This is a genomic window from Pseudomonas sp. WS 5027 (assembly GCF_012985695.1).
GTDB classification, from domain to species: domain Bacteria; phylum Pseudomonadota; class Gammaproteobacteria; order Pseudomonadales; family Pseudomonadaceae; genus Aquipseudomonas; species Aquipseudomonas hygromyciniae.
The window spans coordinates 45,649-62,056 of sequence record NZ_JAAQWU010000012.1 but is presented as its reverse complement, the minus strand read 5'-3'; the positions used below and the strand labels follow the sequence as shown (position 1 = coordinate 62,056).

The window sequence follows — 16,408 nt, the reverse complement described above, 5'->3', positions numbered from 1 at the left end:
AAGCATGTCCACCGACATCATCATGCCGGAGTCGCGCCGCCAGGTAGCCGCGCCGGCCGCAATGGACACCAGCATCATGGCTGTCATCAGCCGTGCGGCTTCCGATCCTTCCTGTGACATCAACAAGCTTGAACGCCTAATGGAAATGCATGAGCGCATGCAGGCGCACAGTGCAAAGCAGCTGTACGACGAAGCATTGGCACAGATGCAGGAAGAAATGCCCGTAATCGGCGAGAGAGGCGGGATCAAGGATAAAAACGGACGTATCCAGAGCACCTATGCACTCTGGGAGGACGTAAACGAGATGATCAAGCCGGTAATGGCGAAACACGGGTTCGCCATCACATTTCGCACGCCGCGCAACGAGCGAGGCATCGAGGTTGAGGGTGTTCTCAGTCACCGTGCCGGGCATCGTGAAGTGACCTCAATAGTCCTGCCTGTAGATGCCACTGGCAGCAAAAACGGCGTACAGGCGGTGGCATCTAGTGTCAGCTACGGCAAGCGCTACACCGCCGGACTGCTGCTGAACATCACCACCACAGGCGAGGATGATGACGGCAACGGACCGGCGGCGCAGATCACACCTCGCGTTACTTCGGCTCAGGCTACACAGCTGGCGACACTACTTGAAAAGTGCAGCGACAAGGCCAAGGAGGCATTCAAGAAGATCCATGGCGCCCCAGCATCCGTGGAGAAAGCAGTGTTTGATCAGGTGCTGGGCATGCTCACCAAGTCGGCGGCACAGCATGCCGCCTCTCAGGAGAATACTGATGCAGATAATCACTGAGGTTGAACAGGGCTCACCTGAGTGGCTGGCCCTGCGCCTGGGCATCGTCACCTGTTCCGAGCTTGACTGTCTGCTGGTCAACGGCAAAGGCGAGTCAGGTTTCGGCGCCGGGGCATTCACGTACATGAACACCCTGATCGGCGAGCGCATTACCGGTGAGGCTGCCGACCCCTTCCAGGGCAACCGCCACACCGAGCGCGGGCATGAGCTGGAAGGCGTGGCCCGCAAGCTGTACGAGCAGCGTGAGGAAGTCGAAACCAAGCAAGTCGCGATCATCCTCAACCACGGCGCCGGCTACTCGCCTGACTCTCTGGTGGGCCCCAATGGTCTGACCGAGATCAAAACCAAGCTCCCTAAATTCCAGGTCGAAGTGATCCTGTCCGGCGATATCCCCAAGGAACACGTTGCCCAATGCCAGGGCGGCCTGTGGCTGTCAGAGCGCGAATGGATCGACTTCGTTTGCTACTGGCCCGGGATGCCACTGTTCATCAAGCGCGCATACCGGGATGAGGCGCTGATCCGCAAGTTGTCGGAGCGTGTCAGCACATTCTACGAAATCTTGGATGACCGGATGAATCGGGTCTTGGGGATAGCAGCATGATCAGCATCCTCCATAACGAAGTAGAGCGCCTGCGCCCTGCCCAGGAAGAACTTGCCGCCCAGGTCACTGAGTTTGTGGCGTCCGGCGGGCGGATTGAAGAAGGCCCGGCCAGCGGCTACATCCCCAAGCCGATCACCTACAGCAACCAGATGCCGCCTGCGCCCAAGCCGTTTGTTCGGCGCCGGGTTGAGCCTGTATCGCTGACGGAACCCACCAATACCAAGCTTGAAGAAAGGATCGAGGCGCGCAAACAACGCGCGGCAAGGGTTATGGAGTTGGCCCCTCACCACACCCAAGGCGAAGTATCCAAGATGACCGGGATAGGTCGCCGAGCGCTGCTGAATATGTCGCTCGAATTCAAGTTCAAGTTCAAAACGTCACCTCGCGGCAGGCATGGCAATCCCGATCACATGAAAGCCCTTGCGGATCGAGACGCCAAACTGGCAGAACGAATCAAGGCGTTCATGGAGATCGGTATCAGCCGCCGCAAGGTCTGCGGGAAGCTTGGGATCAACACGAAGACCCTGGCCCGAGTTCTCAAAAATCACGCGATTGACTACCCACTGTCGAAGCCAGGCGGCGACCGATTCGCTGCATAACCCACCCTACTCGCTGCATCCGGTAACCGGAGGGCGGCGCTTACCCGGAGTAACCCCATGACCAAGCAAGCACAGCAAACAATCGCCGCTTCCGAACTCCCTGAGCGCGGCCAACCTCTGGCCGGTGGCGTGTTCGTCACCCGCTACTGGCTGAACGGTGCGGAGCGCGCCCTGATCCTGCTACCTGACGAGCTCAGCGGCCCGTGGGGCGAGTACGGCGTCGAGATCGAAGGCGCCGGCAGCTACAGCGACGGTGAAGCCAACACCCGCGCCATGGCCGAGGCAGGCAGCGTGATCGCCATCAAGGCACTGGAACTGGAAGGCTTCATCCCGTCTTGCCTGGAAGGCCAGCTACTGATGGCGGCCAAGGCCGAGGGCCTGGTGGTGCTGAATGAAGAGCGCTGGCATCACCTGAGTACGCAGCGCTCCGCCTACACCGCCTACACCATGGACTTTGAAGATGGCTGGCTCAACATCTACGCCAAGCTCAACGAGCGGCTCGCGCGCCCTGTCCGCAGCCTCCCTATTCAGTAATTCATTCCTTCAATCGTTTTTCGCAGGTGATTCCCGGGAGCGCCAGGACGGCGCCCAGACCAGAAGCTTGTCGGGAAGCGCCGGCTACCTGCACCCTTATCTCGCCCATAGGAGCATCTCATGCGCGCAAGTGAACTGACCACGTACACCCGTGGTGATCTGACTATCAGCAGCCCTGACCAAGGGGTGGTGCTGAAGCTGGCAACCCTGGCCATCGCCGCTGCTCCCGCCATTGCGGCAAGCGGCATCCCCGCCATCGGCGAGTACTGGCCCGGCGAAGGCGGCATCAACGGCGGCCTGTTCCCCGGAGGCGACAAGCTCTACTACCTGATCGTGCCGACCGGCAGCGATGCAGAGGCGACGCATGAGTGGGGTGGCTACGGCCAGGAGCTCGACGGCGCCAAATCTCCATGGGATGGCCAGGCCAATACCGCGTATCTGGCAAACAGCAACCGGGAGCACGATCACTCGGCCGCCCAGTTCTGCGCGACCTTCGAGCGTGATGGGCACAAGGACTTCTACCTGATGGCCCGCCGCGAGGCTTCTTTCCTCGAAATCACCGTTCCCGAGGTGTTCAGCAAGGCGTACCACTGGACCAGCACGCAGCGCTCCGCCGACCTCGCCTACAGCATGGGCTTTGGAGTTGGCTGGCTCTACGTCATCGGCAAGGGCTACGAGCGGCTCGCGCGCCCTGTCCGCAGAAAGTTTATTTGATCATTCAATTCTTCATTCATGGGTGCGATAGCACCCTCGCTTTTCAGGAGGCCAGGGATGGCGCTGCACACGGAGTTGGAAATCCACAAGGTGGCGGAAGAGTTGTTCGGATTTTCGCTTGATCTGGTGCGCAATATTCCGCGCGACCTCAAGCGATTAGCCGGAGAAAAAATTCGGGATGAGTGCCTGGAAGTGCTGGTCCTAATCGGGCGAGCCAATATGACCAGGGACAAGCTACCCCACATTAATATGCTTCTGGAAAGCATCTGGATGCTCAACTACCTGCTGCGCGCCCTCACCAACAGAGGGTTGATCAGCAAGGGGCAGCACGCCAAGGCAATGATGATGACGGCCTCAGTTGGCCGCCAGGCAAATGCCTGGAAGAAATCCGCAACCGCGCCCGCTGCTTGAGGGTCAAGGCCCTCTTGCCTGTGCGCCAAATCTGGTCGAGCCGCTGACCTCTGGTCACCGCCATGCGCACAACAGATACCGCCGGTCTAAAGCGTCCGCGTAGGTCTCGCGCAGTTTCCAAGCTGATCGGCACTGCCTTCGGTTTGGCGATGTAGATAGCTCGACAGGTCGCAGCGCTCCGCCAACAACGCCTACAACATGGACTTTGAAGATGGCTGGCTCAACAACAACGACAAGAACAACGAGCGGCTCGCGCGCCCTGTCCGCAGATTTAAGTGTTGCTCCCTTCCAGTTCGAGGATCTCGTCCAGGCTTACTACGACTGCCGATGCAACAAGCGGAACTCCGCAAGTGCTCGACTGTTCGAGAAGGACATGGAGATCAGCTTGCTGGAGCTGTACGACGACCTGATAGCCGGCACTTACCGGCCAGGCCGATCCATTTGTTTCGTGGTCACCCGACCGAAAGCCCGGGAAGTCTGGGCGGCAGCCTTTCGGGATCGCATCGTCCACCACCTGCTATACAACCATGTGGCCCCGCGCTTCTACGCCAGCTTCATAGCGGACAGTTGTGCATGCATCCCAGGGCGCGGCACGCTGTACGCCGCCACACGGCTCGAGTCGAAGATCCGCAGCGCCTCGCAGAACTGGTCGAAACCGATCTTCTACCTCAAGTGCGACCTGGCAAACTTCTTCGTGGCCATCGACAAGGCAGTTCTGCGCAAGCAACTGGAGGCCAGAATCACCGACCCCTGGTGGCTGGCCCTGTCCACACAGATCCTCATGCACGACCCGCGTGAAGACTACGAGACCCGCAGCCCGGCCCACCTGTTCAATCGGGTGCCGCAGCACAAGCGCCTGGTTGCGCAGCCCGCTCACCTCGGCCTGCCGATCGGCAACCTGTCGTCGCAGTTCTTCGCGAACGTCTACCTCGACGCCCTGGACCAGTTCGCCAAGCACCGCCTGGGCGCCAAGCACTACATCCGGTACGTCGATGACTTCGTGTTCCTGCATGAGTCGCCGCAGCAGCTCAACCAGTGGCTGGCCGAGGTCGAAGCGTTCCTGCCCAGGCTCGGCGCCAAGCTCAATCCCACGAAGACGATCCTGCAGCCCGTGGATCGTGGCGTCGACTTCGTTGGCCACGTCATCAAGCCCTGGCGGCGGACTACCCGTAAGCGATCACTGGCCCAGGCACTGAAGCGCACCGCCGCAGCGCCCGACGAGGATCTGCGCGAGACCGCAAACAGCTACTTTGGCCTGCTCAGCCAGGCCAGCCATAGCCACGCGGACCGCGCAGCGCTCGCACGTGTCGTGTTGAAGCGCGGCAACAGCGTCAATGCCGACCTGACCAAGACCTACCAGAAGAAATAACCCCACCCCATATCAACGAATCACGCCAGCCGGCGAGGATCCCCTATGCCCGATATCACCTATGGCTCTGTGTGCAGCGGCATCGAAGCCGCGACACAGGCCTGGCACCCGCTGGGCATGCGCGCCGCCTGGTTCGCCGAGATTGAGCCGTTCCCCTCGGCGGTCCTGGCGCACCACTACCCCGACGTTCCGAACCACGGCGACATGACCAAGCTGGCGGCCCTGGTGCTGGCCGGCAAGATCCCGGCGCCGGACGTGCTGGTCGGCGGCACCCCGTGCCAGGCCTTCTCGGTCGCCGGCATGCGCGAAGGCCTCACCGACCCGCGCGGCGCCCTCACCATCAAATACGTGGAGCTTGCAGATGCAGTTGACTATGTTCGCGCCGGCCAGCGAAAGCCCGCCAGCGTCATCGTCTGGGAGAACGTCCCCGGTGTCCTCAGCGACAAAGGGAACGCCTTCGGATGCTTTCTTGGCGCGCTTGCTGGGGAAGGCTGCGAGCTGCAGCCTCCAGGGAAGAAATGGCAGGACGCTGGTTGTGTGTATGGACCCAAAAGAACAATCGCGTGGCGGGTCCTGGACGCCCAATATTTCGGCCTGGCCCAACGACGCCGTCGTGTGTTCGTTGTCGCAAGTGCTCGAGACGGGTTCGATCCCACCGAGGTACTTTTTGAGCGCGAAAGCACTCGCAGGGATAGCCCGCCGGGACGGTCGGCGGAGTTTGCACTTCACCCTACTCTCACGGCACAAGGGGGAGGCTCTCTCGATGATCGAGAGGCATATGTACTGGAGTGCGAAGGCGTCCGGCGAACCAGTGTGATCGAATGGGAGCGCTGCCAAGGCTTTCCCGACGACTACACCCTGATTCCCTGGCGCGGAAAGTGTGCCAGCGAATGCCCGGATGGCCCCCGCTACAAGGCGATCGGCAACAGCAAGGCCGTCACCGTGGTTCGCTGGATCGGCCGGCGACTTCTGCACCAACTCAAAACCAGCCGGATCGGCTGAGCGAGTCGGCCAAGTTGACCAGAGCAGCCATCAGTTCAATTACCAGTATCAATAGTTTCATGGGGGCACCTTAAGGAAGAGAAGCACCAAGGATTTTTTCTTAGCTATAGGTGCCCCATTAATTCAAGCCCAGCACTGCCATTCCTCTTGGGCTTTTTCCATCCCCCCCCACTCCACCGCCCGGGCATGGCCCGGCAAGGACTCCCCGTGATCAACCTGTTCTGGCGCCTGGTCGCCAAGCTGCTTGCACGCCCGGCGGTTGCCGCCTGGCTCATCGCCCGTGCCCAGCGCACCCCATACCTGCACATCATGTCCGCCGACGGCGCCGAGATGTACATGGGCCGCTGGTGGCTGTTCAACCCCTACTCCCGCGAAACGCACAAGCCAGCGCTGTGGTGGTGCCCGTGGTCGTTCCGCATCCACCACATCATGCGGCCCGACGAAGACCGGGACCTGCACGACCACCCATGGAACGCCCGCACCATAATCCTGCGAGGTTGGTACACCGAGCAGCGGTTGCTCGATCATGAAGACCCTGTGCTATCCGGTCTTAACGTGCCGTCCGGCGCCCAGGCGACCGAATACATCGACCGTCACGCCGGCAACACCGCTCGGCTCAACCACGGCGAGTACCACCGGATCGACGAGCTATCGCCCGGCGGCGTCTACACCCTCTTCATCACCAGCAAGTGGCGTGGTAACTGGGGCTTTCTGGTCAACGGCGTGAAGGTGCCGTGGCGCACCTACACCGGCACAGACAATTGAGGTTCTAAGCATGAGCAAAGTAATTCAATCGGTTGAAGAACTGGACGCAGTGCTGCACTGGCGCGGCAAGCACGCGATCGCGGTCAGGGAGCGTGATGGCCTGCAGTTGAGCCTGAACACGGCGGATCAAACCATTGATGATCTCAGTGCTGCGGTTTCCCGGCGAACGAAGCGGGTTCGTGAGCTGGAAGCGCGGCTGGCCTACGCCGTGGACGCCCTCAATGAGGTGGTCAAGGCGTCAGCTATATACGAAAAGCCCTTTGAGATTGCGACCCTAGCTATCGGTGAAATATCGGTCATGGCCGAGCAGCCAGCGCCCGTAGAGGTGGTGCCCGATGGATACTGCATCATGCCCCGCCAACTTACCGCTGAGAATGGCGCAAAAGCCTTGCTGCTCGGCGAGTTCAAGCTGCTTGTCACCAAAGAATGCCCTGAATGCTGCGAGCTTGAAGAACCAACCGAAGGTTGCTCAATCTGCGATGGTGAAGGCGAGTACGGGCAGAAACACACCATCCCGTGGGATCAGATCAAGTTCATCTACAGCAAGGCCGTATCTGGCCTGGCCGTAAATGCTGAGTCAGCCAAAACCTGACAGGAGTACATCCGTACTCCACCCGCAAAACCTGTAACCCCTCCCCCTTCAAAGTCAGCCGCTATAGCGGCAAGGATCCCTATGCGCCTGAAGAAAGCTGAGCGCGAGCAAGTGCGCTTGAAGTACGGCGGGCACTGCGCCTACTGCGGTGTGCTGCTGGGTGACCGGTGGCACGCCGACCACCTCGCTCCAGTGGTGCGCGAGCTGCTTTCAAAGCAGACCACCGCCGGCACCTGGAAGCTGGTGTCTGGCAAGCCACTGCGACCCGAGCATGACGTGCTGGAGAACATGATGCCGGCCTGCGCGCCCTGCAACATCAGCAAAGGCGGCCAAACCCTGGAAGGCTGGCGCAGCTGGATCGCCGGGCACATCAACTCCCTCAACAGCTACCACCCAATCTACCGCCTGGCCAAGTCGTACGGACTGGTCGCCGAGACCGGCGCGCCGGTGGTGTTCCACTTCGAGAAGGTGAACTAATGACCACGACCAAAGAACGCCCCATCCTGTTCTCGGCGCCGATGGTGCGCGCCATCCTGGAAGGCCGGAAGACGGTGACGCGGCGGGCAATCAAGGTTCAGCCGCATGTCGATGCCAGCGGCAATTTCTGCGTAGGGAGCTCCAACTACGGCCAGGACGGTTACGGCAAACCCATGACCAAGCACTTCGTCAACGGCTGCTGCCCCTATGGCAAGCCCGGCGACCGGCTATGGGTGCGCGAGACATTCATTGATCTGCGCGGCACTGGTGTTGAGCATCGACCAGACCCGGACGGGCCGCTTCAGCGATACGCTTACGCTGCCGATTGCCGCCCTGGGTCACACAGCGACGAGGCAAGGAAAGACTTCGGCTTGAAGTTCAAACCCAGCATCCACATGCCACGAGCCGCGTGTCGCATCCTGCTGGAGATCACCGACGTGCGCGTCGAGCGGTTGCAGGACATCACCTACGAGCAGGCGGCGGCCGAGGGAGTTCACCGAGGTCCGCTACGCGAGTGGTGCGCGAGCGACGAAGGTGGCGCCTGCCACAATTACCCGGTGCCCGCCTTCCGCGATCTCTGGCAATCCGTCGGCGGCAACTGGGACGCCAACCCGTGGGTCTGGGTGGTCGAGTTCAAGCGGGTGACGCCATGAGCGATTCCCCGAAGAGTCTCGGCTGGATGGACCACGGAAAGACAGATTGTGGCCTCCTTGTAATGAGTCGATGGGATAGCCCGGATCGCGATGACAACGCCAAAGACCTGCAGCGCTTTGTGAAAGATGTGAAGCGAAGCGGGTTCAACCACTCCCGCATTGAGCGCTTCGAAGGCGACCAATTCCCTGAATGGGTTGGTGAGCTGCACTGCGAAGATATGCAATGCCAGTGCCGGCGCTTCCTCCGCACCAAACAAGCCTAACCCCAATCCCCCTACATGCCTGCCGGTGAGCGAACTCAGGGTAACTGGCTGTCGATCCATCGTTCCGCAGCTGCCATCGCATCACCCAGTGCCGCCGGATAATCAGGCCATGGACCCGTCAGCTCGGCGGCGACTTCCCCCAACCCAGCAACGGCTGCCGGCTCGATGATTCTCGCAAATGCGGGTACGTCATCGTTTGGTCGCCTCCATTCGAACTTGAGAAACAACGTATGCCCTCGATAGGCGTGAACAACTGGAACATCGAGATTGTGTGACACGCGCCCTCCCTGACACATGAGCAAGTTGAACAGTATTTGTAGCTCTTTTTCGCACCCTTCGCCATCGAGGCACTTCGCTATCAACTTCTGCTGCCCAGAGCGGCAAGGACACCCCATGTACGCAACGAAACTCACCCTGCTCCTGACGGCCATCGTGTTGTACGTGGCGGGGTCCACGTTCTGGTTTTTCTGGCAGGTGCCGGAGCTGCTCTCCACCGGTACCGACCAACACCTGATCGCAGCATTCGCCGGCACCATCGCCTGGATGCTGCTCACCTTCGGTTTCATCATCCACATCATCAAGACAGCGCGGCCTACAGCGGGCGCAAGGAGAGAGTCATGAACAGAGCAGAAAACATTGATCGCTTCCTACGCCTCGATGAGGTGCTTCACACAACCGGCCTGGGCCGCAATACTGTTTATAGAAGGATCAGGGAGGGCACCTTCCCAAAACAGGTTAGAATAGGCCCAAACTCGGTCGCCTGGCGCCAGTCAGTCATTGCTGAATGGATGGCTGCAACAACCCCCAGCGAAGACCAATCAGTACATTGATCAGTACACCAGCAACCGAAACCCTCATACACCCCGCCAAAATCAAGCCTTACAGGTCATACCGTGGAAATTTTCAAAGAATTCACCTTCGAGTCCGCCCACCGCTTGCCTCACGTCCCCGAAGGCCATAAATGCGGGCGCCTGCATGGTCACTCCTTCAAGGTGGCCATCCACCTGAGCGGCGACCTTGATCCGCATACCGGCTGGATCCGTGACTTCTCGGAGATCAAGGCGATTTTCAAGCCGCTCTATGAGCGCCTCGACCACAACTACCTCAACGACATCCCCGGCCTGGAAAACCCAACCAGCGAAGTGCTGGCCAAGTGGATCTGGAACGAGTTGAAGCCGTTGCTGCCGGAACTTAGCGCCATTCGTATCCATGAGACCTGCACCAGTGGCTGTATTTATCGCGGTGAGTAAGTCCTTGCATAGCCAGGCTGTTTGAACGGCCGCTCGAGGTGATCTTTGAGGCGCCCTCGGCGTAAGGGTTTGCGTTCGAAGGATCACAGCGATTAAAACCGAACTTCGCCGCAATTCAAGGAGCCAAATCATGGAATCCACCTGGCTGGCACAGGCCAAGCGCCTGCAGGCATTGGCCTCCACCGCGTTGCACTTTTGCAAGAATGAATTTGACCGCGAGCACCTTGAGGAAATTGCCCAGATCGCTCATTCGATGCTCGCACAGTTGGGTAACGTTCCTCTGGAAAGCATTACTGGCCTAGTCTCGGACTTCGCCCAACGCTACTCGACCCCATTGATTGACGTAAGAGGCGCAGTGATAGAGGGCGACCGTATCCTGCTGGTGCGCGAAGCAACCGATGGATGCTGGGCGCTCCCCGGTGGATTTGCGGATGTTGGGTTGTCTGCCGCCGAGAACGTGATCAAAGAAATTCACGAAGAAGCCGGACTGACTGTCACCGCACAAGCGCTCTACAGCGTTACTCACAAGGCCAAAGGCTTGTATACGCCCGATGTCAGGGACTTCTACAAGTTGTACTTCCTCTGTGAACGAACCGATCAGTCCGCTCCCACGGCTGGGCTGGAAACCACCGACGTCGGCTTCTTCCGCCTCGACGAACTCCCGCCCCTGTCACGCGGCCGCACCATCGAGAGTGATCTTGAAGCAGCCTTCGCCTTTCACCGCGGCGAAATCACCCAGACCCTGTTCGACTGACACCCCGGCACGGTGATCCAATTTGTATCACCGCTGCACCGCTTTCGCGCCTGACTGGGCACAACCAACAAGCAATCCCCTCTTCCTGCCCCGCCACCCCCTGAATTGTGTGCAACCTGCACAGCGCCCACCGTGCAGCCGTCACTGCCCTGCAGTTGGCACGCCCGCTGCAATAGGCCCTGGGTCACTCACAGGGGAACGGCACATGACGCAGAACGAACCGGGCAACGATTACCCTCTCAGCGAAGTGCCCATGCATGCACGCAAGGGCCTTGGCTCCACGGCCATGGTGTTGCTGGGCTTCACCTTTTTTACCGCGACCATGTTCGCCGGCGGCAAGCTGGGGGTGGCCTTCAGTTTTACCCAGATGCTCGGTGTCGTGGCCCTGGGTAACCTGCTGTTGGGTATCTACGCCGCAGGCCTGGGTTACATCGCCTTCAAGAGCGGCTTGAACTCAGTGTTGATGGGGCGGTTCTGCTTTGGCGAAGTGGGTAGCAAGTTGAGTGACCTGATCCTGGGTTTCACCCAGATAGGCTGGTACGCCTGGGGCACAGCCACGGCAGCCGTGGTACTGGGCAAATATTTCGACCTGGGCCAGGGCAGCGTGCTGGCGCTGATGGTTGTGTTCGGCCTGGTGTTCTGCGCCACGGCCTACGTGGGCTATCGTGGCCTGGAAATCCTCTCTTACATCGCGGTCCCGGCCATGGGCCTGCTGTTGCTGCTGTCGATGTGGGTGGCCACGGTAAAAGTCGGGGGGCTAGAAGGTTTGCTCGCCGTGGTGCCCAGCGGTGCGTTGGATTTGTCCACGGCCATTACCCTGGTATTCGGCACCTTTGTCAGTGGTGCAACCCAGGCCACCAACTGGACGCGCTTTTCCCGCTCGGCCAAGGTGGCAGTCCTGGCCAGCCTGATTGGCTTTTTTATCGGCAACGGCCTGATGGTGCTGATTGGGGCCTACGGCGCTATCGTCTATCAACAACCGGACGTGGTGGAAGTGTTGCTGCTGCAAGGTTTCGCCATGGCTGCGATGGCCATGCTGCTGCTCAATATCTGGAGTACCCAGGACAACACCATCTACAACTTCGCTGTCGCCGGCTGCAACCTGCTGCGCACCAAACGCCGCAAGACTGTCACGCTGGTCGGTGCCGTGATCGGCACCCTGCTCGCCTTGCTGGGCATGTACGACATGCTGGTGCCCTATCTGATTTTGCTGGGCACCGTGATTCCACCGATCGGCGGGGTGATCATGGCCGACTTCTTCTACCGCTATCGCGGTCAGTACCCTCGGCTGGCGGAGGTGCGTTTGCCAGCGTTCAATTGGCCGGGGCTGATTGCCTATGCAGTCGGTACGGTGCTGGCGTTCAGTTCGCCGTGGGTCGCGCCCCTGGTGGGGATTGTCGCCGCGGCTGCCACCTACATCTTGCTTACCGCCGTCCTGCGGGTGCGGGTGCCATTGGCTGACGCCCAGGCATGAGCCTGACCGTAGCGGATGTGCTGGCCCTGCCGGGGCTGGAATCCATGACCCTGCGGGCCGGTCGCGCAGGCCTGGACAATGGCGTGCGCTGGCCTTATGTGGCCGAGAACAGCGGCATTGCAGAGTGGGTGCTGGGCGGCGAGCTGGTGTTCATCACCGGCATCAACCACCCGCGTGATGAGGCCAACCTCCTGCGTCTGCTGGACGAAGCCTGCTCGCGGCGCGTCGCCGGCCTGGTGATCCTGACCGGCCCGGATTACATCCAGGGGATTGCCCCGGGGTTGCTGCAAGCCGCCGACGCCGCCGGGATGCCTCTGATCGAACAACCGTACTCGCTGAAAATGGTGCTGGTGACCCAGGCCATTGGCTCCGCGCTGATCGAGTCCGAGCAGTTGGGGCGTTCGAGGCATGAGGTGCTGGAACGCCTGTTGGCGGGGGACTACCAATCCCTCGACCTGCTATTGCATCGCGCCAGCCAACTGGGTATGCCGCTGGCCGGACACTGGCAAGTGGCGCAGTTGCAACTGGAGGGTGGCGACGCGTTATTTGCGCAAACCGTGGCTGGCGAGGCCGAAGCACAACTGGCCCGCCAGCACGAGGCCATTACCCGCCGATTGCACCAGTTCGCTGCCGAGCATCCCTCACCCCTACCCGTACTCGGCAGGGCTGGGCAATGGACCTTGCTGCTGCCGGCCACCGATGATCACCGGCAAAGCCTGGCAAATTGGTTGAGGCCGTTGAACCTGCGCCTGGCCCCGCTGAAGCTATGCATCGGCTTGAGCGCGGCAAAACATCCACCCGCCGGCCTCGCCCAGGCCCTGGACGAAGCTCGCCAGGCATTGGTGGTCGCCCGGCGCTTTGGCGAGCATGCCGGGGTCTGTGTCTACGATGAGCTAGGGGTGCTGAAACTACTGAGCGCAGTACGCGATCGCGGGCTGCTCGACCAGTTCCTCCATGAGCGTCTGGGGCCGCTGCTGCGCCATGACCAGCGCCACAGCCCCAGCCTGATGCCGACCCTGCAAGCCTGGTTCCTGGACAATGGTAATCTTGTGGCTGCTGCCCAGCGGTTGGCGGTCCACCGCAACACCCTGACTCATCGCGTCCAGCGTATCGAGGCCCTGTGCGGGCTGTCGCTGGACAATCCCAATGACCGTCTGGACATCGGCGTCGCGCTGATGATCTGGCGGCTGTCTGCCTGATTGCTTTTTGCCCAAGAGGAACTTGCCCATGCATATCATCAATGCCCGCCTGCGCAACCGTGAAGGCCTGCATGATCTGCACCTGGAACATGGCCGGATCGCCAGTATTACGCCACAAACAGCCACGCCGCCCATGGGGCCGGACGACCTGGATGCCGCGGGTAACCTGGTGGTACCGCCCTTTGTCGAGCCGCATATCCACCTTGATGCCACCCTCACTGCCGGCGAGCCGCGCTGGAATATGAGCGGGACGCTGTTTGAAGGGATCGAATGCTGGGGCGAACGCAAGGCCACCATCACCCAGGAAGACACCAAGACCCGCGCCAAACAGACCATCCAGGCCCTGGCGGCCCATGGTATCCAGCATGTGCGCACCCACGTGGACGTCACCGACCCGGACTTGACGGCGCTCAAGGCTATGCTCGAAGTGCGCCAGGAGAGCAGCCACCTGATCGACCTGCAGATCGTGGCATTCCCCCAGGAAGGCATCGAGTCCTACCGCAATGGCCGTGAACTGATGGAAGAAGCCATTCGCCTCGGCGCCGATGTGGTGGGTGGCATTCCCCATTTCGAATACACCCGCGACCAAGGGGTGAGCTCGGTCAAGTTCCTCATGGACCTGGCCGAACGCACGGGCTGCCTGGTCGACGTGCATTGCGATGAAACCGACGACCCGCACTCGCGTTTTCTCGAGGTACTGGCCGAAGAGGCCCGCAGTCGCGACATGGGCAACCGGGTCACCGCCAGCCACACCACGGCTATGGGCTCCTACGACAATGCCTACTGCGCAAAACTGTTCCGTCTGTTGGGGCACTCTGGCATCAGCTTTGTTTCCTGCCCCACCGAAAGCATTCACTTACAGGGCCGTTTCGACAGTTTCCCGAAACGCCGGGGCGTGACCCGGGTCAACGAGCTGTTGGAAGCCGGCATGAACGTGTGCTTCGGCCAGGACTCCATCGTCGATCCCTGGTACCCACTGGGCAACGGCAATATTCTGCGGGTACTCGAAGCCGGGCTGCATATCTGCCATATGCTCGGCTACAGCAACCTGCAAAGAGCACTGGACCTTGTCACCGACAACAGCGCCAAGGCCATGGCCCTGGGCGATCGCTACGGCCTGGAGCCGGGGCGACCGGCCAACCTGCTGATTCTCTCGGCTGACAGCGACTACGAGGTCATTCGCAGCCAAGGCCTGGCACTGTATTCGATCCGCAATGGCAAGGTGTTGATGAAGCGCCAGATGGCGCAGGTGGCCTTTTTTTAGAGCCTTTGGCTAAACGATCGAGTCGAGGTCCAACGGCTGGCCTTTGCCATGTTCGTCATGCGGGGCCGGCGGGATGCTTGCCACTTGTGATAACTCACGGTTTTCCCGGTGGCTGAACCAGCGTTTGAGGCTGGCTGGCAGTTTTGCACCCTGCGCATGGCTGCCATAGACATCACGCGCTTGCAGGCGTCGCCAGCGCAAGCTTTCCAGGCGTTGGCGACTGACTTGCAAGCGGTCGATTTCAGCGGCCAAGCCATCGTAGTGTTCATAGCTGCGCCCGTTCGCCGGCCGGCGACGGTGGAGTTCCAGCTGCTTGTCCTGCAATTGGCGTCCCATGGTGCCCAGGGCGTGATCGATCAATGCGTATTCCCGCGCCGTCACGAGGGAGCCGCGGTTATCCAGGGTTTGTTGCCAGCGACGCAAGGTAGCCCAGGCTGCCGGCACGTAGCTGCTGACCATGAAGTGTTGGCTGGCCTGGAACAGTTGCTTGATCAGGTTATCGCGCTCGGGCATGTCTCCGTTCAGGTACAAGGCGCGATTGCATCCCACCTCCTCCAGAGACTCACATCCCGGCTTCCACAGCACCGATGAATGCGCTCCGTCCGGGAGCAGGATCGGCATGAAGTGTTGTTGCTCACCGTGGTGCCAGTAAGGATTGCCACCGATACGTACCAGGCCTGCCGCAAACAGCAGGCCTGCAGGCGCGGGAGCGCTGAACAAGGTCACCGCGCCCGGAACCCAGAGTTTGGCTGTGGTGTTCATCCACGGTGCCGGCACGCTGGGAACCGGGTCATTGTGGTTGACGATACGGTGATGCACCAGATCAGCCGCGCCCCCGGTAAATTCGGCGTCGGCAGCGCGTGGAGCACCGTAGGTGTATAGGAGCACGTTGTAGTCGGCATCTTTGACCCGACGCAGTCCCTCTGCCAGCAGCAGGGCGATTGCCCCTCCCAGGCTATGGCCGCAGATCACGATGCGTTGCCCGCTGTAGAACTGATCGAGGTAGCGCAGCACGAATTCGCGCATGGCACGATAGGCCTGATAAAAACCTTCATGGGCCTTGCCGATGCCGTCCGCGAACGGCACCTGGTGGGCGTTTGCATCACGCAGGCCATCAGCGGCACTGGCCGTACCCCGTACCGAAATCAGCACAACCTCATCGTGATGGCTGATAAAGGCCTGGGTATCAGTACCCTGCTCTTCATCATCGAAAAAGTGCAGGTTCGCCGGATGCTCCTGCTCACCCAAAAGCTTCGGGCTGTTTTGCGGATACAACTGGGGATCGAAGGGCAGGATCTCGAAACGCCGGGAATAGGCGACTTCCTCATACAGCGGGTAAAACCGTTGTACTTGCCCTGCGTCGACCCTCCAGGCTTGCTCATACCCCGAGAGTTTTTCAGCAAACAGATGGCCGATGCTGGGGTCCAGGGGGAAACGGACTTCATCTTGCGGCTGGGTTGCCGGCTCCTGGCCAAAACGGCAGTAACTCAAGGTCGCCATCAATGCCAGTTGGTACAGGTTCAAGGCACAGAACCCATCCTCGCTGGACAGCATCGGGCGTAACGCTCGCAAGGGTCGGACTTCCAGCACGCTGTGCTGGTTGGGGAACAGCACCACACCCGACAATGCAGGCTGCGGTGGGCCGAATCCAAGGTCGGCCATCATTTTCAGGGCATGGCGTCGGGGGGAATAAGACCGGG

Annotated in this window: 22 protein-coding genes; 20 read left to right on the top strand and 2 right to left on the bottom strand. The window is 60.6% G+C overall.

Features of this window, described 5'->3' with window-relative positions:
- The first annotated feature begins 4 nt into the window (after positions 1–4).
- The 13 genes from HBO09_RS15820 (at position 5) to HBO09_RS15760 (ending at position 8,767) form a co-directional block, all read left to right on the top strand.
- Entirely contained in the window at positions 5–787 is a 783-nt protein-coding gene (locus HBO09_RS15820) for an ERF family protein (protein ID WP_169994991.1), read from the top strand.
- Positions 771–1,388 carry a lambda exonuclease family protein gene (locus HBO09_RS15815; RefSeq protein WP_169994993.1) on the top strand — a complete coding sequence of 206 codons (618 nt, stop codon included), beginning with the start codon at positions 771–773 and terminating at the stop codon, positions 1,386–1,388. Before HBO09_RS15820 ends, HBO09_RS15815 begins: the two co-directional genes overlap by 17 nt.
- Complete coding sequence (locus HBO09_RS15810) at positions 1,385–1,987, top strand: hypothetical protein (RefSeq protein ID WP_169994995.1); 603 nt, start codon at positions 1,385–1,387, stop codon at positions 1,985–1,987. The genes HBO09_RS15815 and HBO09_RS15810 overlap by 4 nt, the downstream gene beginning before the upstream one ends.
- A 57-nt stretch (positions 1,988–2,044) precedes the next feature.
- Positions 2,045–2,521 (top strand): hypothetical protein, encoded by a 477-nt coding sequence (locus HBO09_RS15805; protein WP_169994997.1) that lies wholly within the window; start codon positions 2,045–2,047, stop codon positions 2,519–2,521.
- A 120-nt stretch (positions 2,522–2,641) separates the two neighbouring features.
- Entirely contained in the window at positions 2,642–3,235 is a 594-nt protein-coding gene (locus tag HBO09_RS15800) for a DUF1566 domain-containing protein (protein ID WP_169994999.1), read from the top strand.
- A 57-nt stretch (positions 3,236–3,292) separates the two neighbouring features.
- A complete protein-coding gene (locus HBO09_RS15795; protein WP_169995001.1) occupies positions 3,293–3,646 on the top strand; it encodes a four helix bundle protein in 354 nt (117 codons plus the stop codon).
- Positions 3,647–3,857: 211 nt separating this feature from the next.
- Positions 3,858–5,015: an RNA-directed DNA polymerase gene (locus HBO09_RS15790; RefSeq protein ID WP_169995003.1), complete on the top strand. Its 1,158-nt coding sequence runs from the start codon at positions 3,858–3,860 to the stop codon at positions 5,013–5,015.
- 45 nt (positions 5,016–5,060) lie between these two features.
- A complete protein-coding gene (locus HBO09_RS15785; protein ID WP_169995005.1) occupies positions 5,061–6,017 on the top strand; it encodes a DNA cytosine methyltransferase in 957 nt (318 codons plus the stop codon).
- A 207-nt stretch (positions 6,018–6,224) separates the two neighbouring features.
- On the top strand, positions 6,225–6,782 hold the full coding sequence (locus HBO09_RS15780; RefSeq protein ID WP_169995007.1) for a hypothetical protein: 558 nt from the start codon (positions 6,225–6,227) through the stop codon (positions 6,780–6,782).
- Positions 6,783–6,792: 10 nt separating this feature from the next.
- Positions 6,793–7,374, top strand: a complete 582-nt coding sequence (locus tag HBO09_RS15775; RefSeq protein WP_169995009.1) for a hypothetical protein — start codon at positions 6,793–6,795, stop codon at positions 7,372–7,374.
- Between the two features lie 81 nt (positions 7,375–7,455).
- Positions 7,456–7,851, top strand: coding sequence for an HNH endonuclease (locus tag HBO09_RS15770; RefSeq protein ID WP_169995011.1), 396 nt, complete (start codon positions 7,456–7,458; stop codon positions 7,849–7,851).
- Positions 7,851–8,504: a hypothetical protein gene (locus HBO09_RS15765; protein WP_169995013.1), complete on the top strand. Its 654-nt coding sequence runs from the start codon at positions 7,851–7,853 to the stop codon at positions 8,502–8,504. Before HBO09_RS15770 ends, HBO09_RS15765 begins: the two co-directional genes overlap by 1 nt.
- Positions 8,501–8,767: a hypothetical protein gene (locus tag HBO09_RS15760; RefSeq protein ID WP_169872163.1), complete on the top strand. Its 267-nt coding sequence runs from the start codon at positions 8,501–8,503 to the stop codon at positions 8,765–8,767. Before HBO09_RS15765 ends, HBO09_RS15760 begins: the two co-directional genes overlap by 4 nt.
- Before the next feature lie 35 nt (positions 8,768–8,802).
- Here HBO09_RS15760 and HBO09_RS15755 read toward each other — a convergent pair whose 3' ends face one another.
- The gene (locus HBO09_RS15755; RefSeq protein ID WP_060772936.1) at positions 8,803–9,045 is read right to left on the bottom strand and encodes a hypothetical protein; all 243 of its coding nucleotides are present in this window, start codon (positions 9,043–9,045) and stop codon (positions 8,803–8,805) included.
- A gap of 115 nt (positions 9,046–9,160) precedes the next feature.
- On the opposite strand from HBO09_RS15755, the gene HBO09_RS15750 reads away from it, so the two are divergent.
- The 7 genes from HBO09_RS15750 (at position 9,161) to codA (ending at position 14,708) form a co-directional block, all read left to right on the top strand.
- Positions 9,161–9,388 (top strand): hypothetical protein, encoded by a 228-nt coding sequence (locus tag HBO09_RS15750; protein ID WP_076964339.1) that lies wholly within the window; start codon positions 9,161–9,163, stop codon positions 9,386–9,388.
- Positions 9,385–9,597, top strand: a complete 213-nt coding sequence (locus tag HBO09_RS15745) for an AlpA family transcriptional regulator (protein ID WP_060772666.1) — start codon at positions 9,385–9,387, stop codon at positions 9,595–9,597. Before HBO09_RS15750 ends, HBO09_RS15745 begins: the two co-directional genes overlap by 4 nt.
- 63 nt (positions 9,598–9,660) lie before the next feature.
- Positions 9,661–10,017 carry a 6-carboxytetrahydropterin synthase QueD gene (gene queD / locus HBO09_RS15740; RefSeq protein ID WP_003190259.1) on the top strand — a complete coding sequence of 119 codons (357 nt, stop codon included), beginning with the start codon at positions 9,661–9,663 and terminating at the stop codon, positions 10,015–10,017.
- A 130-nt stretch (positions 10,018–10,147) separates the two neighbouring features.
- Positions 10,148–10,771, top strand: coding sequence for an NUDIX hydrolase (locus tag HBO09_RS15735; protein ID WP_169995015.1), 624 nt, complete (start codon positions 10,148–10,150; stop codon positions 10,769–10,771).
- 205 nt (positions 10,772–10,976) lie between these two features.
- Complete coding sequence (gene codB, locus HBO09_RS15730) at positions 10,977–12,245, top strand: cytosine permease (protein WP_169995017.1); 1,269 nt, start codon at positions 10,977–10,979, stop codon at positions 12,243–12,245.
- Positions 12,242–13,444 (top strand): PucR family transcriptional regulator, encoded by a 1,203-nt coding sequence (locus HBO09_RS15725; protein WP_169995019.1) that lies wholly within the window; start codon positions 12,242–12,244, stop codon positions 13,442–13,444. The genes codB and HBO09_RS15725 overlap by 4 nt, the downstream gene beginning before the upstream one ends.
- A 28-nt stretch (positions 13,445–13,472) precedes the next feature.
- Positions 13,473–14,708, top strand: coding sequence for a cytosine deaminase (gene codA, locus HBO09_RS15720; RefSeq protein ID WP_169995022.1), 1,236 nt, complete (start codon positions 13,473–13,475; stop codon positions 14,706–14,708).
- A 9-nt stretch (positions 14,709–14,717) separates the two neighbouring features.
- On the opposite strand, the gene HBO09_RS15715 is transcribed toward codA, so the two are convergent.
- On the bottom strand, positions 14,718–16,370 hold the full coding sequence (locus HBO09_RS15715) for a lipase family protein (RefSeq protein ID WP_262381242.1): 1,653 nt from the start codon (positions 16,368–16,370) through the stop codon (positions 14,718–14,720).
- Positions 16,371–16,408 lie beyond the last annotated feature (38 nt).